The 23075-nt window shown below is 43.3% G+C and carries 16 protein-coding genes; 10 read left to right on the plus strand and 6 right to left on the minus strand.

Features of this window, described 5'->3' with window-relative positions:
* The first annotated feature begins 47 nt into the window (after nt 1-47).
* A complete protein-coding gene (locus tag OCU48_RS18550) occupies nt 48-707 on the plus strand; it encodes an HAD family hydrolase (protein WP_141347168.1) in 660 nt (219 codons plus the stop codon).
* A gap of 47 nt (nt 708-754) precedes the next feature.
* Here the strand turns inward: OCU48_RS18550 and OCU48_RS18555 are convergent, their stop codons facing one another.
* The 3 genes from OCU48_RS18555 to hpf all read right to left on the minus strand — a co-directional run bounded on the left by OCU48_RS18555 (nt 755) and on the right by hpf (nt 8935).
* Nucleotides 755-4090: a cadherin-like domain-containing protein gene (locus OCU48_RS18555; protein WP_337983906.1), complete on the minus strand. Its 3336-nt coding sequence runs from the start codon at nt 4088-4090 to the stop codon at nt 755-757.
* Nucleotides 4014-8195 carry an Ig-like domain-containing protein gene (locus tag OCU48_RS18560; protein ID WP_337983907.1) on the minus strand — a complete coding sequence of 1394 codons (4182 nt, stop codon included), beginning with the start codon at nt 8193-8195 and terminating at the stop codon, nt 4014-4016. Before OCU48_RS18560 ends, OCU48_RS18555 begins: the two co-directional genes overlap by 77 nt.
* A 383-nt stretch (nt 8196-8578) precedes the next feature.
* On the minus strand, nt 8579-8935 hold the full coding sequence (gene hpf, locus OCU48_RS18565; RefSeq protein ID WP_141347361.1) for a ribosome hibernation-promoting factor, HPF/YfiA family: 357 nt from the start codon (nt 8933-8935) through the stop codon (nt 8579-8581).
* A gap of 665 nt (nt 8936-9600) precedes the next feature.
* Between hpf and OCU48_RS18570 the strand changes: the two genes are divergently transcribed.
* The 8 genes from OCU48_RS18570 (at nt 9601) to OCU48_RS18605 (ending at nt 19288) form a co-directional block, all read left to right on the plus strand.
* Nucleotides 9601-11679, plus strand: coding sequence for a DUF4962 domain-containing protein (locus tag OCU48_RS18570; protein WP_141347362.1), 2079 nt, complete (start codon nt 9601-9603; stop codon nt 11677-11679).
* 240 nt (nt 11680-11919) lie between these two features.
* Entirely contained in the window at nt 11920-12264 is a 345-nt protein-coding gene (locus OCU48_RS18575) for a hypothetical protein (RefSeq protein WP_141347363.1), read from the plus strand.
* A gap of 93 nt (nt 12265-12357) precedes the next feature.
* On the plus strand, nt 12358-13257 hold the full coding sequence (locus OCU48_RS18580; RefSeq protein WP_141347364.1) for a LysR family transcriptional regulator: 900 nt from the start codon (nt 12358-12360) through the stop codon (nt 13255-13257).
* A gap of 133 nt (nt 13258-13390) precedes the next feature.
* A complete protein-coding gene (locus OCU48_RS18585; RefSeq protein ID WP_141347365.1) occupies nt 13391-13822 on the plus strand; it encodes a universal stress protein in 432 nt (143 codons plus the stop codon).
* A 314-nt stretch (nt 13823-14136) separates the two neighbouring features.
* Entirely contained in the window at nt 14137-15759 is a 1623-nt protein-coding gene (locus OCU48_RS18590) for a phosphoethanolamine transferase (protein ID WP_141347366.1), read from the plus strand.
* A gap of 693 nt (nt 15760-16452) precedes the next feature.
* Nucleotides 16453-17412, plus strand: a complete 960-nt coding sequence (locus OCU48_RS18595; protein WP_141347367.1) for a TRAP transporter substrate-binding protein — start codon at nt 16453-16455, stop codon at nt 17410-17412.
* Between the two features lie 69 nt (nt 17413-17481).
* Nucleotides 17482-17982 carry a TRAP transporter small permease gene (locus tag OCU48_RS18600; protein WP_141347368.1) on the plus strand — a complete coding sequence of 167 codons (501 nt, stop codon included), beginning with the start codon at nt 17482-17484 and terminating at the stop codon, nt 17980-17982.
* A gap of 1 nt (nt 17983) precedes the next feature.
* Nucleotides 17984-19288: a TRAP transporter large permease gene (locus OCU48_RS18605; protein ID WP_141347369.1), complete on the plus strand. Its 1305-nt coding sequence runs from the start codon at nt 17984-17986 to the stop codon at nt 19286-19288.
* 78 nt (nt 19289-19366) lie between these two features.
* Here OCU48_RS18605 and OCU48_RS18610 read toward each other — a convergent pair whose 3' ends face one another.
* Nucleotides 19367-20038 (minus strand): type 1 glutamine amidotransferase domain-containing protein, encoded by a 672-nt coding sequence (locus OCU48_RS18610; RefSeq protein ID WP_141347370.1) that lies wholly within the window; start codon nt 20036-20038, stop codon nt 19367-19369.
* Between the two features lie 196 nt (nt 20039-20234).
* On the opposite strand from OCU48_RS18610, the gene OCU48_RS18615 reads away from it, so the two are divergent.
* Nucleotides 20235-20582 carry a zinc ribbon domain-containing protein YjdM gene (locus OCU48_RS18615; protein ID WP_141347371.1) on the plus strand — a complete coding sequence of 116 codons (348 nt, stop codon included), beginning with the start codon at nt 20235-20237 and terminating at the stop codon, nt 20580-20582.
* Nucleotides 20583-20669: 87 nt separating this feature from the next.
* On the opposite strand, the gene OCU48_RS18620 is transcribed toward OCU48_RS18615, so the two are convergent.
* Both OCU48_RS18620 and OCU48_RS18625 read right to left on the minus strand, forming a co-directional pair.
* Entirely contained in the window at nt 20670-21566 is an 897-nt protein-coding gene (locus tag OCU48_RS18620) for a DMT family transporter (RefSeq protein WP_141347372.1), read from the minus strand.
* Between the two features lie 140 nt (nt 21567-21706).
* On the minus strand, nt 21707-23065 hold the full coding sequence (locus OCU48_RS18625) for an FUSC family protein (RefSeq protein WP_244312394.1): 1359 nt from the start codon (nt 23063-23065) through the stop codon (nt 21707-21709).
* Nucleotides 23066-23075: the final 10 nt, after the last annotated feature.

Below are 23075 nucleotides of genomic sequence, written 5' to 3' on the forward strand. Positions count from 1 at the left end.
CCTCATAGCTATATCATCACTAAGAACATCGTCAAAGAGAGCAAGAAATGGCAAAGCCCCTATATGTATTTGATATGGACGAAACGCTAATCAATGGCGATTGTGCAATGATCTGGAACGAATTTCTCCTTGAGAAAGGCATAGTACAAGACCCTAAGTTTTTGTCTGAAGATCAGCGACTGATGGAGCTCTATTCTCAAGGAAAACTTGATATGGACCAGTACCTTGAGTTTGCAATGGCACCACTGCTTGATATGCAAAAGGAAGATGTTGATACCTTAGTGGATGAATGCGTAGAAACTCAGATTTTGGATCGCCAGTTTGGCGAGTCTAGGGCTTTAATACAGCAGTTAGAAAACGATGGCATCGATATGCTGATCATCTCAGCCACGGTGACATTTATAGTGGAAGCGGTTGCCAGACGTATTGGTATCAAACATTGCTTAGGTATTGATCTTACAGAAAGTAATGGTAGATATACAGCAAAGATAGACGGGATTCCTAGCTACAGAGAAGGTAAGGTTGTCCGCCTTGAACAATGGCTGTCTCAAAACAATCACAGCTACTCAGGCATTCACTTCTATACAGACTCCATCAATGACCTTGCTCTGTGTGAGCATGCCGATTACACCTATCTCATAAACCCTTGCCCTCGCCTTGCAGCGATGCCACAACGAGACAACTGGTCGACTCTCAGCTGGAGTTAATCTAAGCATAAACAAAAACCCCAAGCGTATTGCTTGGGGTCGGTCAGTTAACTATCGGTTAGCTGTACTATTGTCGCTAAATTATCGGTCAACTCAGTCGCAGACACTCCTTGCAGTTCAATAGTGAACGACTCTTCACCTCTTTCGACCGTCAAGAAGGACTGCGTATCATCACCTGTGATAGTACTTTCTAGTTGAGTCAACAAAGCATCAAGATCAATGCTATCTGAAACATCTGAGAATACCTCGCTAAGGTCTAGCTTATCTCCATCGTCAATTGAAAAGTCTATGATAGTGTCAGTCTCATTGAAAACACGTAAATCAGATTGAGTCCATACAAAGGTGTCAGCACCTGTGCCTCCGGTCATAATGTCTTCACCCAAACCGCCAAACAGAATATCGTCCCCAGAGCCGCCAAGTAATAAGTCATCTCCAGAGCCACCGACTAAGATATCATTACCACCTTGTCCGAATAGGATATCGTCATCAGAGCCACCATCTAGAACATCGTCTTTATGTGAATCTAAAGATTGGTCAAATTCATCGGTATTTGCAGAGATGTAATCGAACATATCTTTTGCTTCAACATCAGTTTGGAAAGCACCGGTTTTATCCGCTACATACTGCTGAATGGCTGAGACACCCTGTCCCTGTATATCAGGAAAAGACACTGTATCGCCAAACAGGATGTCAACGCCGTCTCCTGAACTGATAGTGTCTGAACCAGGGTCTAGGGACGTTGCCTTACCTAAGATGGCATCTTTAAGATCATCTACGTCAACGTTAGCATCTACCTGCCCAAAACTATCAAATTTAAGCAATGTGTCTTGGTCAACACCATCACCAAGCCCAATCGCTTCAACCGCTGAGATTGCCGTCAAAATAGCAAAGTAATGCTGACCTTGTTTCACTACCTCGGTGCTATCACTCCAATTATCTTGGAATACAAACTTCTTGCCGTTGCTGTGCAGGCTAAGGTAGCCAACAGTCTCTCCAGTATACGGTGACACTACATTTACTTGGCCATTCTCTACCGAAGACTCGATGACTAGTCGTCCATCCCAACTAACTTCCTGTCCAAGAGCAAAATCGACTGGCAAGATATCAGCAAGGGTAATAACTTCCTTCGTATCTTGGTCATAGCCAATTAAAAACTCTTCAGGAGAAGCATTCTTAAGGCTAGTCGCTCTTGTTGGTTCACCATCTGTAATGAAAAAGGTTTGATTAGTCGCTTCGTTACCCGCCAAAGCTAATGATTCAAACCACTCAATAGCAGTCTCAAACCCTGCTTCGTAGTTAGTTGATGACTCCGCATTAAGTGCGCCAACTTTCTCAGCAAATTCATCTTTTGCGTCTTGGGCTGACATCGTAGACAGATCGATAGACACAACTTGCGTTGCACCGCTCGCAAACTCAGACAACATCACGTTGACCTGGCCAGAATTATCTTCCTTAGCAACATCCACTATTTCATTGAATGCAGCAATTATCTGGGCCTTCGCCTCATCAATAACACCTTTCATACTGCCTGAAGTGTCTAAAATAAATGCTATGTTGTAGTCTTCCCCGGCAACAACTTGGAAGTCTTGCACATCACCAACAATTAACTCATTCGCCTCTGTACCTTGAATGTCGTCGGCACCAAACGAAGCGGTTTGAACTTTGTATTCAGAACTTTCAATAATAAGAGGAAGAGTCGCGCTAGAGGATGCAGTATCTCCAGTGCTGGTTTCCGTGGCAGTAGCAGTAAAGACCACATCATAGTCTCCTGCTTCCGTCACATTCGCTTTTAGTGTGGCAATATCAAGGCCAGTGATATCCACCCAACCGTTAGAATCAACAACGACTTCGTTGCCGTTGATATCTTTAATAATTGTGCCTTCAGGAAGACCTTCTAAAGTTAGCGTTAGCGTCTCGCTGCCATCAGTGTCCGCAAGGCCGGCACTCAAGTCCCATAAGTCTACAAACTCCCCTTCTACACCTTTGGCATCAGACGATTCCAAGATTAGATTATCGACGATAGCACCGTAGCTGTCGGCATCTGTTGCTTGAAGGATCAATCGGTAATCACCCTCTTGATCAGACGGCAAAGTGACTTGGATATTACGCTCCCAAGAGTTGTCCGTTGGGCGGAACTCATACAGGGTCAACGCTTCTTCCATAATTGGATTACCTTGGTCGTCCAATCTCACCCACAATACGTTAAGGTCGCTGTCTCCATCTTCCCAACGACGAGCTGCTGCATCAAAGGTGAAGCTATAGTAACGCCCTTCTTCAACCGAAATATTGGTGTAGATAGAATCATCTCCATCATCGGCCTCTATCTCTAATACTAAATTGCTATCGCTAGCACCAGAACGGTAAGTAGACTCTTGTCCTATTTCAACTTTATTGTCATCGTTCGCGTACCATGTGCCTAATGTGTTGCCACCCAAAACAGCACTGACATCAATATCTGAACTCCAAGTTTTTCCATTAGGAAGAACTGTATCTTGGAAGTTAATTGAAGCCTCTGTACGATCTTGTAAAACTAAAAGGTCAGGCTCATCAACTTTAGGAGTAATATCAATTGTGATTGAAGCTTCTGTACTCTCAGAGCTTCCATCACTTATTGCAAAATCAAACTGTGCGTAATCAGATTTTTGATCGCCGACTCCTGATTCAGAGAAGCCGTCAAAGCCGGATTCATTGGCATCTGGAGTAAATCTCAAACTACCTGCGTCAATGTCCGCTTTTGAGATAGAGTCATTGACACTCACCTCCTGCCAGACATCGTTAATCAACACCTCCAACGTACCATCAGCAGGCAAAGTTTTAATGACAACTGATAGATCTGCATCAGCAGTATCAATATCGCTCGCATTGAACTGGCTCCAGTTGAAAACAATTGCAGTGTCTTCAGTACCGGTGATTGCATTGTTTGAGGTTGTTGGGCTGTCATCTTGCGGCTCAACCGTTACTGTTACTTCAGCGCTGGAGTATTCTTCATTGTCGTCAGTGATGGTATAGCTAATCGTTGCATCACCATTGAAATCTTTAGCAGGAGTGAACACCAACTTACCGTCGACGATTTCTACCGTACCTTGCTCTGCAGGCACTGACGCAGCGGTGATAGTCAACTTGTCGCCATCAATGTCTGTATCGTTCGCAAGAACATCAATCGTAACCGGAGTATCTTCATCCGTTGCCACAGAGTCATCGACTGCAACTGGGCCGTCGTTTTGAGGCGCAACTGCGACTGCCACTTCAGCGCTAGATTCTTTATCACCATCAGTGATGGTGTAGCTAATGGTAACCGTTGTATCTTCATCGGTTGATGTCTGTATCGTTCGCAAGAACATCAATCGTAACTGGAGTATCTTCATCGGTCGCAATACTGTCATTAACAGCAACTGGGCCGTCGTTTTGAGGCGCTACTGCGACTGCCACTTCGGCGCTGGATTCTTTGTTGCCATCAGTAATGGTGTAGCTGATGGTTGCATCACCGTTGAAGTCTTTGGCAGGTGTGAACACCAATTTACCGTCAACGATTTCAACCGTACCCTGGTCAGCCGGAACAGTGGCTGCGGTGATAGTTAAATCATCGCCATCTATGTCCGTATCGTTCACCAACACATCAATCGTAACCGGAGTATCTTCATCGGTCCCAACACTGTCATCAACAGCAATTGGGCCATCATTTTGAGGGGCTACCGCAACGCTCACTTCTGCGCTGGATTCTTTATTGCCATCGGTAATGGTGTAGCTGATGGTTGCATCACCATTGAAGTCTTTGGCTGGTGTGAACACTAACTTACCGTCAACAATCTCGACTGTACCTTGGTCAGCAGGGACAGTGGCCGCAGTGATCGTTAAATCATCGCCATCGATGTCAGTATCGTTCGCTAACACATCAATCGTAACCGGAGTATCTTCATCGGTCGCAATACTGTCATCAACAGCAATTGGACCATCATTTTGAGGTGCTACCGCTACGCTCACTTCGGCGCTAGATTCTTTATTTCCGTCAGTAATGGTGTAACTGATGGTTGCATCACCGTTGAAGTCTTTGGCCGGTGTGAACACCAATTTGCCGTCAACGATTTCAACCGTACCTTGTTCTGCAGGCACTGACGCTTCAGTAATGGTTAATGAGTCACCATCAATGTCCGTATCGTTCGCAAGAACATCAATCGTAACCGGAGTGTCTTCATCCGTTGCTACAGAGTCATCGACTGCAACTGGGCCGTCGTTTTGAGGCGCAACTGCGACTGCCACTTCAGCGCTAGATTCTTTATCACCATCAGTGATGGTGTAGCTGATCGTTGCATCACCATTGAAATCTTTGGCTGGGGTAAACACTAACTTACCGTCGACGATTTCAACCGTACCCTGGTCAGCCGGAACAGTGGCAGCGGTGATGGTCAGTGAGTCACCGTCAATGTCCGTATCGTTCGACAGAACATCAATGGTAACCGGTGTGTCTTCATCCGTTGCCACTGAGTCATCTACTGCAACTGGGCCGTCATTTTGAGGCGCTACCGCTACGCTCACTTCAGCGCTGGATTCTTTATTGCCGTCTGTAATGGTGTAGCTAATGGTTGCATCGCCATTGAAGTCTTTGGCAGGTGTGAACACTAATTTACCGTCTACGATTTCAACCGTACCTTGGTCAGCTGGCACGCTAGCTTCGGTGATAGTTAAATCATCGCCATCAATGTCCGTATCGTTCACTAATACATCAATCGTAACCGGAGTATCTTCATCGGTCCCAACACTGTCATCAACAGCGATTGGACCATCATTTTGAGGTGCTACCGCAACGCTCACTTCAGCGCTGGATTCTTTGTTGCCGTCAGTAATGGTGTAGCTAATGGTCGCATCACCGTTGAAGTCTTTCGCTGGTGTGAACACTAGCTTACCGTCGACGATTTCAACTGTACCTTGGTCAGCAGGGACAGTGGCCGCGGTGATAGTTAAATCATCGCCATCGATGTCTGTATCGTTCGCAAGAACATCAATCGTAACCGGAGTATCTTCATCGGTCGCAATACTGTCATTAACAGCAACTGGGCCGTCGTTTTGAGGCGCTACCGCTACGCTTACTTCAGCGCTAGATTCTTTGTTGCCATCAGTAATGGTGTAGCTGATAGTTGCATCGCCATTAAAGTCTTTGGCAGGAGTGAACACTAACTTGCCGTCGACGATTTCAACTGTACCTTGGTCAGCAGGCACTGATGCAGCCGTGATAGTCAGCTTGTCACCGTCAATGTCCGTATCATTAGCCAGCACATCAATCGTAACCGGAGTATCTTCATCGGTCCCAACACTGTCATCTACAGCAACTGGACCATCATTTTGAGGCGCAACTGCGACTGCCACTTCAGCGCTGGATTCTTTATTGCCATCGGTGATGGTGTAGCTAATGGTTGCATCACCGTTGAAGTCTTTGGCAGGAGTGAACACCAACTTACCGTCAACAATCTCGACTGTACCCTGGTCAGCAGGGACAGTGGCCGCAGTGATAGTTAAATCATCGCCATCAATGTCCGTATCGTTCGCCAGCACATCAATGGTAACCGGAGTATCTTCATCGGTCGCAATACTGTCATTAACAGCAACTGGGCCGTCATTTTGAGGCGCTACCGCTACACTCACTTCAGCGCTGGATTCTTTATTGCCGTCAGTAATGGTGTAGCTAATGGTTGCATCGCCATTGAAGTCTTTGGCAGGTGTAAACACCAACTTGCCGTCAACTATCTCGACCGTACCTTGCTCTGCAGGGACGCTAGCTTCTGTGATAGTCAGCTTGTCACCGTCAATGTCTGTATCATTAGCCAGAACATCAATCGTAACTGGAGTGTCTTCATCCGTTGCCACTGAGTCATCGACTGCAACTGGCCCGTCATTTTGAGGAGCTACCGCAACGCTCACTTCAGCGCTGGATTCTTTGTTGCCGTCAGTAATGGTGTAGCTGATAGTTGCATCGCCGTTGAAGTCTTTGGCTGGTGTGAACACCAACTTGCCGTCAACGATTTCAACTGTACCTTGGTCAGCCGGAACAGTGGCTGCAGTGATAGTTAAATCATCGCCATCAATGTCAGTATCGTTCGCCAGAACATCAATAGTTACCGGAGTGTCTTCATCCGTTGCTACAGCGTCATCTACTGCAACTGGACCATCATTTTGAGGTGCTACCGCTACATTTACTTCAGCGCTGGATTCTTTATTGCCGTCAGTAATGGTGTAGCTGATGGTTGCATCGCCATTGAAGTCTTTGGCAGGTGTGAACACCAACTTGCCGTCAACGATTTCAACTGTACCTTGGTCAGCCGGAACAGTGGCTGCGGTGATAGTTAAATCATCGCCATCAATGTCAGTATCGTTCGCCAGCACATCAATGGTAACCGGTGTGTCTTCATCCGTTGCTACAGAGTCATCGACTGCAACTGGACCATCATTTTGAGGCGCTACTTCGACTGCCACTTCAGCGCTGGATTCTTTGTTGCCGTCAGTAATGGTGTAGCTGATAGTTGCATCGCCATTGAAGTCTTTAGCAGGTGTGAACACTAACTTACCGTCAACGATTTCTACTATACCTTGCTCTACAGGAACAGAAGCATCTGTAATGGTTAGTGAGTCGCCGTCAATGTCCGTATCGTTCGCCAGCACATCAATGGTGATTGGGGTGTCTTCTTCGGTCGCAATATTGTCATCGACAGCCACTGGCGCATCGTTAACAGGAACAACGACTACAATGGCCGTTGCGCTGTCTTCGTTTCCGCTTCCATCTTTGATGGTGTACTCGATCTCGGCTTCACCATTGAAATCTGGAGCGGGCTTGAAATAATAACTACCGTCTGGGTTTTGATGGATGGTTCCCTGGTCTGCCGGCACTGAGATATCGACAATCTCAATATCATCGATATCAACAAAATCGTTTTCTAATAAATCTAGGGAGACGTTCTGATCTTCTAGTGTCTCTAAAAGGTCATCAACAGCAGTGGGTATAACGATTATGTCGTTTTGAGAACCAGAATCACTGTTGGGTGGGAGTATAGTGTTGGCATCAGTGATAAATTGCGTGAAGGCACTTTTTTGTTCTTCGGTAAAATTGTAACTTGAGAAGCCTTCTGTATCGAAAGTCGTCTGCGCAATAGTTTCTGCATTGTCACGTGCAACAGCACCCGTCGAAGTTAGGCTAGAACCCGACTGGTCGCCAGAACTCGGTTCTGAGCCTTCCAATTGGGAAGGGTCATCGCCTTGTTGAACATTATTGATAACACCTTCGGCATTAATATCATTCAAAGCGCCATCTTTGGCCTGAGATATTTTTAGTTCTCTTACAAGGTCCTCAGAGACGGTAATTGCGTTGTTACCCACAGAAAGAACAAGCTCTCCGTTTTGAGGAGTATATCCTTCCGATGCCAACTTTAAATTACCATTTGCGTCGATGATTAACCACGCGTCTCCAAGAATGACTTCTTGAGCAAATGAGATACTATCCATGTCTTCTCCCGCTAAACTTCTTCATTAGCTTTTGTGTATTTAATGTGCAAATCCTTCGCACCTTCGTGAAATTTACCATGCAAGTGTCAATAACTCTATTGTAAATTCTCATTAACAATCGATTTTTTATTAAAATACAGCATGGATACCGGTATTCGTATGAGAACAGGTTATGCGGGTTATAACAGGCTCTGTTAACCATAATTTTGACGAATATTACCTGCAATTACTCTATGGAAAGTTGTTACGAATATTTTGAAAAAAAGAGTCAAACCCATGGTTTTGTGGAGGGGGCAAAAGGAAAGGGAATTAGCTTCGCGAAGATCAAAAAAGCCAGCACTTAAAATGCTGGCTCAAGAAAAATTCCGTTTTGTGTTGTTACGCTAGACTAGCTTCATTTCTTGGATAATATCTGATGCTATTTCTGGCTTTGTGCTTGTGGGCTTTTCGTGAAGATCCGACTTTAATTGCCCTTTACGGTTTCGTAGACCGGCTTCTAGCTTCTTGAGTGCTCCTGCAATGGCTGGATACATTACGTCATTGTTTGACTTTGCTGAAACTCTGACGCCTTCGTAATTGGTAAAAATCTCTACTTCGTGTTCGCCATGTTCTTTAGTGATAATGATGTCGCAACTGATGAGCTGCGGAAAATGACTTGCTACTTTATCAAATTTCCCTTCAATCTCTTTACGTGAATCTTCGGTAATTGATACGTGATGCGTTTGAACATTTATTTTCATTGATTATACCTTTCTTATCACTCTGTAACTTAAACGTAGCAAACGACTGGCACTTCCACCAACAAAACTGAGAGACATCTGTGATTAGCTTCCCTGATATAAAATAATCTTAACTATACCCCTTGAATATCACTTCAATAGACGGAATATGTTTGTCACCGGATATTTTCACTCTCTTTACTTCTATCGATTTCCTTACAAATCACCACCAGTGAAAGTGTAACAAGATACAAATCATCGATACGCTTCACCGATCCTTTCTCTTAATGAGATAAAAATGCACTCGAAGCTCTTAAACTGATCACGCCCTGCAAATTTCGACTATCTTTTGACTCGGTTACTAAAAACTCCACCCCATAAAACCAAGTGAATAGTCATACTATATAAGGGAATCCAGTCACATTCTTGATCATAAAACACCTAAATCTAAATACCAAAATTAACATTGTTTCATCGAAAATAACTTTGTGAAAATACTCCGTAGGTTCATATAAACATTGCTATTTTTTAATCAATAGTTTGCATAGAGAAACGCTAGACCTGCGGAGGGCGTCACAAAATGAACAATTTTGTGAAATGACAATCGTGATTTTTGTGCAATTGTATTACAATAAGCTTTATAAGAATTTTATTTGTTCCCCCAAACACACTTTACGGGAGTTCGTATGAGCAACGACAAAGCGCTTGATGCTATCAGAAAGATGAAGCTTGAGAATGATACCTCAGCTGGCAACTTGGTAGACCTTTTACCAATCGAAGTTCAAAAAAGAGACTTTGACCTTTCTTTCCTAGAAAACCTATCTGAAGCACGTCCACGTCTTCTAGTACAAGGTGCAGACCTAGCTGAATTCAAAGCGAAGGTTAAAGAAGATTCTTCTTTCTGCATGTACAATGATTTCATCAAGAACTCTACTGAGAAGTTCTATGAAACAGCACCATTCGAAGAGCCACAGCCATACCCTGCAGAAACTGTAGGTAAAGCATCTCTTTGGCGTCCTTACTGGCGTCAAATGTACGTTGACTGCCAAATGGCACTTAACGCGACTCGTAACCTAGCAATCGCTGGTGTCGTTAATGAAGACGATGACCTAATTGCTAAAGCTAAAGCTTGGACTCTTAAGCTTGCTTCATACGATCCAGATGGCGTAACGTCTCGTGGCTACAACGATGAAGCGGCTTTCCGTGTAGTTGCTGCTATGGCTTGGGGCTACGACTGGTTAAACGCTCACTTCACTGATGAAGAGCGCGAAATCGTTAAGAATGCACTGATTACTCGTCTAGACGAAATCATGCATCACCTGAAAGTGACAGTTGATCTACTGAACAACCCACTAAACAGCCACGGTGTTCGTTCTATCTCTTCTGCTATCATCCCAACGTGTATCGCGCTTTACCACGATCACCCGAAAGCAGGTGAGTACATCGCATACGCACTAGAATACTACGCAGTACACTACCCACCATGGGGTGGTGAAGACGGCGGTTGGGCTGAAGGTCCTGACTACTGGAACACACAAACAGCATTCCTAGGCGAAGCATTTGACCTATTGAAAGCGTACTGTGGCGTAGACATGTTTAACAAAACATTCTACGAAAACACAGGTGACTTCCCACTATACTGCATGCCTGTTCACTCTAAGCGCGCAAGCTTCTGTGACCAGTCTTCAATCGGTGATTTCCCAGGCCTAAAACTGGCTTACAACATCAAGCACTACGCAGGTGTTAACCAGAAGCCTGAGTACGTTTGGTACTACAACCAACTTAAAGGTCGTGATACTGAAGCGCACACTAAATTCTACAACTTCGGTTGGTGGGACTTCGGCTACGACGATCTTCGCTTCAACATCCTTTGGGATGCGCCAGAAGAGCAAGCACCGTCAAACGATCCATTGTTGAAAGTATTCCCGATCACTGGTTGGGCTGCATTCCACAACAAGATGACTGAGCGTGATAACCATATCCACATGGTATTCAAATGTTCTCCGTTTGGCTCTATCAGCCACTCTCACGGTGACCAAAACGCGTTCACTCTACACGCATTTGGCGAAACTCTAGCTGCAATCACTGGTTACTACGGTGGTTTCGGTGTTGACATGCACACTAAGTGGCGTCGTCAAACGTTCTCTAAGAACCTGCCTCTATTCGGTGGCAAAGGTCAATACGGTGAGAACAAGAACACTGGCTACGAAGGTCACCAAGATCGCTTCTGTATAGAAGCTGGCGGTACAATCTCTGACTACGACACAGAATCTGATGTGAAGATGGTTGAAGGTGATGCAACGGCTTCTTACAAGTACTTCGTTCCTGAAATCGAGTCTTACAAGCGTAAGATCTGGTTCGTTCAAGGTAAAGTATTCGTAATGCAAGACAAGGCTACTCTTTCTGAAGAGAAAGACATGACTTGGCTAATGCATACTACTTTTGCTAACGAAGTCGCTGAGAAAGCATTCACTATCCGTGGTGAGAAAGCACACCTAGACGTGAACTTCATCAACGAGTCTGCTGACAACATCACTTCTGTGAAAAACGTTGAAGGCTTTGGCGAAGTTGACCCATACGAGTACAAGGATCTTGAAATCCACCGTCACGTTGAAGTGGAATTCAAGCCTTCTAAAGAGCACAACATCCTGACTCTTCTAGTTCCTAATAAGAACGAAGGCGAGCAAGTTGTAGTATCTCACAAGCTTGTTGGTAACACGTTAGAACTAACTGTTGATGGCGAGACAGTAACTATCGAGCTGTAATAGCTTGATATAATCCCCCCAAAAACATCTAAATCCCAGAGTGATTCCCCTCATTCTGGGATTTTTTATGCGTCATCTTAAATTCAAACAACTTATCATCTTACCTTCATATTCAATTCCATTATTGAGATTGTAGCTTCTAAAATTTTATATTTACGGAACCCATGGCGAGGAGTAATATTTTCCTATCGGCAGGGACTGCGGAATATCAACTTTAAATAAATTTATAAAGGTGAACGTATGAAAACCCTATCAACGCTATTAATCACAACCCTATTTATCACCCCTGCTGTATTTGCAGCTAATCAAGACGCAACTCAAATCACCGTTCAACAAACCAAAAGTTCATTCATGGACTACAGCAAAAAAACTGGTGGCGGATACACTTTGGAAGACCCTAGTGAAAAAAGCGGTGGTGGCTACACTTGGGAAGACCCAAGCGACAAAACCGGTGGCAACTTTGCTTGGATAGACCCTAGTGAGAAAAGCGGTGGCGGTTACACTTGGGAAGACCCTAGTGACAAAACCGGTGGGAACTTTGTCGGTGACGAAGAGGGTAAACGCAATGGCGGACGCTTCTCATAACCCTGTGTACACGCTTTTCTAAATAAATAAACTCGCACCCTCAGCGTCTGTAATGTATTTTTAAGACAGATACTTACAGACGTTGTATGGAACATGGCACGTAACCTAGATGACTTCTACCTATTCTGTCAGGTAGTAAAACTTGGCAGTATGAAAGCCGCAAGTGAAGAGCTCGAAATTCCACTTTCGACTATCAGTCGACGCATCGCCAACCTAGAAGAGCAGGTAAGATCTCCTCTATTTATCCGCTCTAAAGCTAGCCTCAAACCCACGAATACAGGCAGGCAGTACTACGAACGCCTTTCTTCTCATTTTACTAGCCTTTGTGATGAACTAGAAAACATCAATAGCGATAAAGACGACGTATCTGGGCGAGTAACGATTGATTGTACTGACTTTGTATATCAGTATTTCATTAAAGATAGAATGGAAAGCCTGCTTCGAAAATACCCAAAACTAAAACTAAAATTTATCCCAGCTTCTGATACCTCAGCCTTGGATCCAGATGCCGATATAGGCGTACTAGTGGGTGATCTTCCAGACAGCAACTTAGTTGCAAAAAAGCTAATGTCTATTAAAGTTAGGGTCGTTGCTTCACCCACGTTTTTGACATTGCCTCCCACAACATTATCTCAGCTCAAAGAGATCGACTATGTTGGGCACCTTCAGCATCAATTAATTACCGGCTACAACAAAAATACACATAATCTCGAAACCGTTAAACTTTACCCTAAGATATCCCTAGCCAGCGCAGAATCTGTAGTGCAGATGGCAGAAAATGGCTTAGGGTTCGCATTTGTATCTGAATACTTTGCAGCACAAGCCCTTAAAAATGGTAGCTTGGTAGAGTGGCTGCCAGATTATGATTTCTCTCACCGTGATATATCCTTGGTGTATCGACATAGAACCCGTAAAACTAATGCTCAGCAAGTGGTCATCGACGCTATTCTCGCTGAGTTTAAAGACTATCGGAATCGACTTACTCAACAATAACGACGTAACCATATTTGCCATCAAAAAACCTTAGTAAATGGAAGGATATTCTCTAATGTGAGAGATTTCCTACACTCTTTCTTTGCAAAAGTGTCTATTATTGAAAGTGTTACTAAAGAAACAGGGTGCCGTTATGAAATACAAACATATATTAGTCGCGCTGGAGCTTGCCGAAGACAGCAAGGTGCTTATTGATAGAGCCGCGATTTTGGCCAAAATATTCGATGCCGAGGTTTCGTTTATTCACATCGATGGTTCACATGGAGAGATTTATCCAGATTTGGTAGATATTCAGATGGATGAGCAAGAACCTCCGATAAAACGTGCTTCTCTAGAGCAGTTGAAACAACTCACCGAATATACTGATCAACCTATCAAGCACTTCCTAATTGGTACAGGGGATCTAAGCGATAAGCTACCTGAAACCATAGCAAGTTACGGCTGTGACCTTCTAATTTGTGGACACCACCATGACTTTTGGAGCCGAATTATCTCCTATTCCAAACACCTCATTCACAATTCACCGGTCGATATCTTAGTTGTTCCGTTAGGCCAGAGTAACTAGAGCGTGGTGACTCCACATGGAAAACATCTAACGTAATAGAAATGCTCAACGAATAAAAAGGTCCTCTGAAGCATAAAGCCTAAGAGGGCCTTTCTATTTACATCACATCCAAATTTCGAACTGAAAAACACACAATCACCTAGTGAGACGTCTAACTAGGTGATGAATTGCGCATCACATTGTTAATAACAGCTAAACTCTTTATTAGCAGAGCATTTTTCGCAGTAATCTAACTTTTACACCCAGTCATCGCTGCACTCACTTGTTATCTTGCTCCCCTCTCAGGGAATAATTGCGAGCAAAGGGTTTATACAATGAACTTTCTATTTAGGATGATCACCGGACAGTATCGGCTTATATGGTTATGTGCCATCGCCTACTCCGCACTCTTCAACTTTTCATTTTTTAAGCATTTCACTGATGCCTTTCCTACAAGTGACGGTAATACCGGGTTTTTAATCAGTATTGTCGTGTTTTTGATTGCTGCCCATGCCTTAGTACTTTCTATATTAGGTGGACGACTATTCACCAAGTTAGTGCTTATTATTGGGTTCTTAATTGGCTCAGCTGCAGCGTATTTCTCTTGGACTTACGGCATAGTGGTTGACACCGTCATGCTAAGAAACATCATCGAAACAGACACCAGTGAAGCTTTTGGTCTGCTCTCTGTAGAACTTATCATTGTCATGCTGTTAGGGGCTCTAGTGCCCGCATATCTTGTCTACAAAGCACCTGTCGGTTATCAAAGCATTTTAAAAGAAATTAGAGCGAAGCTTTTCTCTATCATGTTAGCTGTTGTGATGATAGTAGCGGCACTCGTGCCTTATAGCGCGAACTACGCCTCGTTCTTTCGTGAATACAAAAGTGTTAGATTTTACTCTGCTCCACTTTTCCCACTCTATTCCGTTGGTAAATATTTTGGTAAAAGTCATGTCAGTCCTCTAAAACCAGAATCTGAGATGATCAATGTTGCTCCAGATGCCAAAGTAGAACATAGCGATCCAAACCAACACGATCTCATTGTATTGATTGTGGGAGAAACAGGACGCGCCGACCATTTCTCACTTAATGGTTATAAACGCCAAACTAATCCTAGACTAAGCAAACGTAAGGGTGTCATTAGCTTCACACACATGACCAGTTGTGGTACCTCTACCGCTGTATCTGTACCTTGTATGTTCTCGCCTGATCCGAGAGATGAGTTTGACAGTAAGTCGATATACAACAAACTCAATGCTCTAGACACACTACATGAAAATAATGTGGCTGTACTTTGGAGAGATAACAACTCTAATTCTAAAGGTGTCGCTGAACGCGTTGACTATCAATCATTTAAGTCTTCAGATCTAAATACGATTTGCGATCCTGAGTGCCGAGATACCGGAATGTTAGTAGGCCTAGATGATTATGTGGATAAGCATCCAAATCAAGATATAGTTATTGTGCTTCATGCAATGGGCAGTCACGGTCCCGAGTACTTTAAACGCTACCCACAGGTCTTTGAGCAGTTCACTCCTGTATGCAAAAGCAATCAATTAGCTAAGTGTAAAACTGAAGAAATAATTAATGCCTATGACAACACCATGCTTTTTACTGATTTTTTCATCGACAGCAGTATTGATTGGCTAGATCAATATTCAAACCAATACAAAACAGCCCTACTTTACGTCAGCGATCACGGTGAATCTTTAGGAGAAAACGATGTTTACTTACACGGAATGCCGTTTTCCTTTGCTCCAGAAGTACAAAAACACGTCGCCGCAGTTGCTTGGTTAAATGATTCATCAACATTCAAATATCAAGATGTGGTCAAAAACAAAGAAGTCCCATTCACTCAAGACAATTTTTACTGTTCCGTGCTCTCTCTGCTCGACGTAAATACTAAATTTTGTCCTCACGAGAAATCTATTTTCTTTGAGCACTACAAAGCTCAATAGTCGCAGGGCTTCTTAATCTGCAGATTTCATTGAACTCTCAATAAGAGAAGATTAGAAATAGGATTTTTGATGGATTTGATCCGTCATATATGAGTTTATTGATAGCACAGCCTTGATTACACTCACTCGTGAACCTCGCCTAGTATTTGATTAAGCCACAAATATTAGGCAGTTCGACCTACAAAGTTAACGCCTTGAGCGTTTTTGGTTATTTTGACCACCATCTCTTATTGAAAAGTCCACACCTGAGACTCCCTTTGCCCTAGCTAGTTTGCTAGGGCTTTTTTTTGCTTATAGCCGATTTTAGGGGATAGTTTCGGTTAACCCTCCCTATAGAATAAATACAACTTATTCAAATTAAATCAGCAACTTATTAACAATAATCCATTACATATATTGCTTAGTAAATATGAGAGTTGATTTGCATTTTTACTCATCTAAATAAATATCCCGCCTTTCTATTCACTGCATGAATACACACTTACAATGAAATATTTCACTGTACATAAATAAAACTTGTGACAAAGGACTGCTATTACGGATAAAACAGCAATTAATCAGTCTTTGTGAGAGTTAGCTCGAAAATATCCGTTTATTTGTAATATAAGATGACATTGCTTTTACATTGACGGTGTGAATTATTCCACCGGATACACGAATAAAAATCCATAACGATAAGAAAGGAAATCGTAAATGAAAAAGACTCTCGTAACCCTAGTCGCTACCTCGGTTCTTGCCGCTTTCGGCGTTAACGCAAAAACCCTAACGTTAGGTCATGCAATGAACCTAGACAGTGCCGCTCACGCTGGCATGGTTATCTTCGCAGACAAAGTCAAAGAGAAGTCAGATGGAGATATCAATGTTAAGATCTTCCCTAATGGCATGCTAGGATCTGAACGCGACCAAGCAGAACAAGTGGTCACCGGTGCTTTAGACATGGCCAAAATCAATGGCTCATTAGCAGAATCGTTTGAACCAACGTACAAAGCAATTTCTATTCCCTATTTATTCCGCGATTCAAACCACATGCACACCTTCATGCGCAGTGAGTCTGCTGAAAAGTTACTGGCTTCAAGTGCAGGCAAAGGCTTTGTCGGCATTACTTTGTATGACTCTGGCTCACGTAGTTTCTACAGCTCAAAACCTATCAACACACCAGAAGATCTAGCTGGTCTTAAAATCCGCGTACCTGAATCACCAACGATGATGGAAATGGTTCGTCTTCTAGGTGCTCGCGCAACACCAGTGCCATTCACAGAAGTCTATACCGCTCTTCAGCAAGGCGTTATCGATGCTGCTGAGAACAACATTTCGAGCTTAGTTGAGATGAGACACTCTGAAGTAGCTAAATTCTATTCTATGGACCAGCATATGATGACGCCGGATCTCATCATGATCTCTGAAGCTACCTGGGCAAGTCTAAATCCTGAACAGCAAAAAATTGTTAAGGAAGCAGCGATCGAGTCTATGGAAGAAGAAATCAAAATCTGGGCGGCAACTGATGAAAAGAACATGAAGATTGCTAAAGAATCTGGCGTAACCTTCATTGACGTCGACACAAGCAAGTTCCGTGAAAAAGTGCTTCCTATGATTGAGGATGCAAAACAAGACCCTACATTGAAATACTACATCGATTCTATCGAAGCGATGTAATTACCTTTAGCTCTCATTTATTGCCCTCTTTAAAGAGGGCTTATTTTACAGATTTGACGTGGAGGGAAGATGTACTCAGTTTTACGTCAGTTTAAAACAATCCTAGACAAGAGCATTCTCACCTTCTGTGGAATAGCAATCGTCACACTCGTTGTTACCGTGACATGGCAAGTTTTTAGCCGCTATGTACTCAACGATCCAAGTTCTTTTACCGATGAATTAGCGCGCTACACCATGATTTGGTTTGGGCTTGCGGGAGCCAGTTACTTATTTGGTAAAAATGGTCACCTTGCTATCACCTTGTTCATTGGCTCAGTCAAAGCAAAGCATCGCAAATACTATCACGTACTAATTAACTTAGTTTCTGTGGCATTTATCAGCCTAGCTATGGTCAAAGGTGGTCTGCTGCTAATGAGTCGCACTATGATGCAATTCTCTCCAGCACTGCAAATCCCTATGGCTTATGTCTACCTAATCTTGCCGGTTTCAGGAGTCATTATGCTCATCTACCTTGCATTAAATACCGCTGAAGTCTTTGCGCCTACTCAAAATATCAAGGAAGGCCAATAGTATGGATATTTCAATCGGCTTTTGGCTACTGTGTTTATTTCTATTTCTGATCGCATTCAGTGTTCCTATCGCTATAGCCATCGCAATGTCTTCACTCGTGATCATGTGCACTATTTTGCCTACCAATGTCGCTTTCATGACCGCGGGACAAAAAATAGTTACCGGTATCGATAGCTTCAGTTTACTCGCGATTCCCTTTTTTATTCTCGCAGGTAACATTATGAACCGCGGCGGTATCGCATCGCGGCTCGTTCAGTTTGCCAAGATCTTGGTTGGCCGCTTACCGGGCGCATTGTCTCACGTGAACGTACTCGCTAATATGCTGTTTGGTTCAGTATCTGGCTCTGCGGTTGCGGCCGCGGCCGCAGTAGGCAAAACTCTTGAACCAGAGCTTGAAAAAGAAGGCTATGACAAGTCTTACTCAACCGCTGTGAACGTAGCCTCCTGTCCTGCAGGTTTGCTAATTCCACCAAGTAACTCACTCATTGTTTTCTCTGTTGTAAGCGGTGGAACATCAATCGCTGCTCTTTTTATCGCAGGTTATGTCCCGGGTATACTAATGGGCTTAAGCTGCATGGTAGTGGCTTACATCATTGCCAAAAGAAAGGGCTACAAAAGTTCTGCAGTCGAGCTTACGTTGCGTGAAAAGCTCACCATCACATGGCGAGCTATACCTAGCTTAGGCTTAGTTGTTGTAGTCATTGGGGGCATCATTGGCGGCGTCTTTACGGCAACAGAGGGCGCGTGTATCGCCGTACTCTACTCATTTGGTCTGTCTCTTTGTTATCGAACATTAGGTGTCAAAGAGCTCAAAACTATTTGTGTGGAAACGGCAGAAATTACAGGCATCATGCTGTTCTTGATTGGTGCTTCAACCATTATGTCTTGGGCAATGGCCTTTACTGGTCTCCCTAGCATGATCAGTGAGTGGATGCTGTCAATCTCAGACAATCCAATAATCATCTTTATCCTAATGAACATCATTTTGCTCATCGTCGGGATGTTTATGGATTTAACCCCTGCGGTATTGATCTTCACTCCAATATTTATGCCTATTGCAACACAGCTTGGCATGCACCCAATTCACTTTGCAATGATGATGATATTCAACTTGTGTATTGGTATTGCAACGCCGCCGGTGGGCACTGCACTGTTCGTTGGCTGTAGTGTTAGCGGGGCAAGAATCGAGAGTGTCATTCGCTCCATTCTGCCATTCTGCGCCGTGTTGATCGCCACTCTATTGCTAATCACTTTTGTACCAGCGATTAGCTTGGCACTACCGAAAGCATTTGGTTTAATTAACTAGTCTTCGTTTATAAAACCGCACTAACAAAAACGCCTCTTGGCTAAATTAGCCAAGAGGCGTTTTCATTGTCAGTAAGATTTAAGAAAGCAACTTCACTAAGGCTTTACCCACTGCGCTCGCACTAGTCGGGTTTTGCCCGGTGATCACTCGCTCATCAACAATCACCAACTCTTGCCAAGGCTGAACCTTGTTATAACGAGCTGCATTTCTCGCTAAAGATTCTTCTAATAAAAATGGAATATCATTGATAGTGCCAAAATCAATTTCCTCTTCTCGAGTAAAGCCTGTCACTGATTTCGACTGTAACAGTGTTTCACCATTACTTAGCTTAATTGGTAGTAGCGCTCCAGGGCCATGGCATACCGCCGAAATGATGCCGCCAGCTTCATAATGCTTTGCTGCAATGCTGGCAAAATCTTCATTCGTCGCAAGATCTGAAAGCAAACCAAATCCACCTGGATAGAAAATAGCGTCATAATCCTCGATATTCACTGCGGATACTGGAATAGTATTGTTGATGCGGTTCTGAAAGCCGCTGTTAGCTAAAATATCTGCATTCACGCTATCACCCTCAATATCAGTCCCATAAAGAGGAGCTTGACCACCTTGTATAGAGGCAATGTCATAGTCAATACCAGCGGCAAGAAGAACATGCAATGCATGAGTCAACTCTGGTGCGTAAGTGCCATTGGCTTGGTCGGTTTCGCCCAATGTAGCGTGGTTAGTAACGGGAATAAGTATTTTGGTCATTGTCTATCCTTTAGAGCTAGATGGAGTGCTATAGCATTAGAGAGTAGTTGCTAATTCATTGATGAGTCATTGAAATGTGTGTAATTACCCTCAACAATACGTGATCATATTCGTAGAATTGACAACTATTTCCTCTCGCCAATACCTTTAAACCTCAGTACCCTATAACGAAAGATTAGCCAAATGGAATTCTAGCGTGTCCCTACCTCCTTGCCCAAACTGCAGTTCAGAATATGTTTACAAAGATCAGAGCAATCTTGTTTGCCCTGAATGCGCCTATGAATGGAACCCCACTCAAGATGCTATAGAAGCAGAAGCCTCTGCTGTTCGCGATGTTAATGGAAACAAACTGGAGCAGGGTGACAAAGTTACTATCATCAAAGACCTAAAAGTAAAGGGGAGCTCTTCGGTAGTAAAAATTGGTGCGAAAGGAGTAATCAAACGAGTTACCGTTGCTAAAGATCATCAACTGGATTGTAAGATTGAAGGTTGGGGCGAAATATTAATAACGGCTAAATATGTGAAGAAGGCATCAGCAATATAGAAAGTGAATCCACATTAGAAGTGAATTCACTATAAAAGTCGCTAAATCGCTTTAAAAACCCAGTGTATGCTCGTATTTTCACCAAGATCACTTAGTTTGAAATGGCTTCCACAATTGTTTACCAAGCACATTGATTAAAGCCCCTGTCACGATCAAACTGCCACCGATATAAGTCCAAAACGATGGAATCTCATTAAAGACCCAAATACCAATCAGAGCAGAAAAGATAATTTGCACGTAGGAGTAAGCGGAGGCTTTTCCTGCATCTTGAGTTCTCATGGCTTTAGTTAAACCGTATTGACCAATTTGCGCAAAGATACCCACCAGCACGAGCATGGCTGTGATAAAGAGACTTGGCCATACAAAGTCCCCTCCAATCAGAAATATAGAGACGGGCAATGCAATCAATGGGAAATACATTATGATGACGGAACTGTCCTCGGTTTGACTGAGCTTTCTCACGATCACGTAAGCAATAGAACTGCCAAAGGCCCCACACAAAGCAATCATGACGCTAAACATCGGCAGTTCACTATGATCGCCCACTATACTTGGCTGAACCATCGCTACTAAACCAGCCAAGCAGAAAGCAATACATATCATGGTCGATTTCTGAACACGTTCTTTGAGTAGTAGTAAGCCAAGTAAAGCGGTAAATACGGGATGAACATATTGCAAAATGGTGACCTCAGCCAGAGGCAACGTTGTCACTGCGTAAAACACACACATCAAGGCACATGTACCAACAGCACCACGCACAAACAACAATGGTTTATTATTTCCCCATGGTGAAATACCCTTTCGTTTCACATCAATGTAGCTGATGACTAGAGAAACTAGCGCCCTAGCCGCTACAATTTCAAAAACAGGGATGCCATAGTTACCTACATATTTCACACAAGCAGACATCAGCGCAAAACCAAATGCAGATAAAAGCATAAATCTAACCCCAACAGGGATCAGAGAAAAAGTAGAAAAAGGCATAGTACTTACAGACCGAAAGAGAAAGTGAAGAATCATATACTAGATCATGAAAAGCAACCTAGGCGTTTGTGTTGAAAAAAGCACAACGTATAAAATCAGCACTAAATTTAGTCTAGTACTGATTTATTTATAATGGATCGCTACAGCGTTCGGTACAATCTAATGTAGAACCCACCGATAGCTAAACAGACCCCTACAACAGTCAACATTGTGATTGGAACAGTCAGTGAGTAGCTAGGTGTTAAGTACAAAGCACTCATTGTCATTACCATCAAAAAGTTTACACCTAATACTCTTTGAAGCGCCAATGACGGTTGTGACGTCACACGCCATATCAAAAATACATTAATGAAATAGAACGCCCCTAGTTGCCACAATTCTGTAAACGAAGGCATTATCAGTACATATTGAGCTAAGAAAATAGCCGCCCATACCAGAACGCCCATTACCATTTGCCCAAAAAGCTGATTGGGTAAGGTAACCAGTACATTCGCAAATACAGATACCATCATTGGCATCATATAAGAGCCAGGAATAGGGACGTACCACCAGACAGTAAAGCCGGTCAATAAAATACTTAGTGAACGAACAACATTGGCAATACGACCTTCTAATGGCAAATCAAACGCACTGTACTTAATTTTAGGAACCGAATATTTACATTCCATTCTTTCGACCCACAATTGCAATTGATTTCTACCATTCATCGGATTGGAAATCGTATGAGTAAGAATTTCCTCACCTATTTTAATATCGTCTCTTTGAATAGAACGACTGAGTTTCGGCGACTCCACTAAGACTTCCATGAGTTCCATCGCCTGAATGACAACTCGCCATGCGTTGCGTTCATACGACAGTCTGTGACTACCATTTAACGGAAGCTCAAGAATTGCTTTCAAATGACTTAGATTGTTCCTTAGTGATTTATTTGATTTTTCATCCGATACAGATTGGTTCCACGTTATTTCCGCGAGTTTTTGCTTCAGGTTATCCGCTGTCGGAGACAGTAGCTCAAAAAAACTATCTTCTGCTTTTCTCGGCCAAAGCACACTAAACACCAAGCCAAAAACAAATAAACCTAACATTGTTTCTTGGATACGCAGCACGGCAATGTGGAATGTCGTCGCACCATCAAACGACCCCATAGCCGCTATCAGCGCACACACCGTTGCGCCCATAGTGAATGCATAGCCGTATTTCTTATGCGAAGCCATATACACGCAAAAGCAAAGGAATATGGTATACAAAGAGATAAACAAAGCGTGATTTTGCGGAAAATACATCAGTAAGATCATCGCAAAACCAATACCAACAATCGTTCCAAGTAAACGATTCCGAGCTTTTCTAATAGAATGAGAGTAAGTTTCGTTGGCTGCTGCAACAATAACAGTAATTGCAGCCCAATAAGGTTTTTCCCATCCAAACCATAATGCCAAAACAACTGATATCGTTAATGCGAGCGCAACTTTAATCGAGTCCTGCGTTGACCGACTGAACATTGACGCCTCC

Origin of the sequence: Vibrio inusitatus (genome assembly GCA_024346935.1) — a bacterium.
GTDB lineage: Bacteria > Pseudomonadota > Gammaproteobacteria > Enterobacterales > Vibrionaceae > Vibrio > Vibrio inusitatus.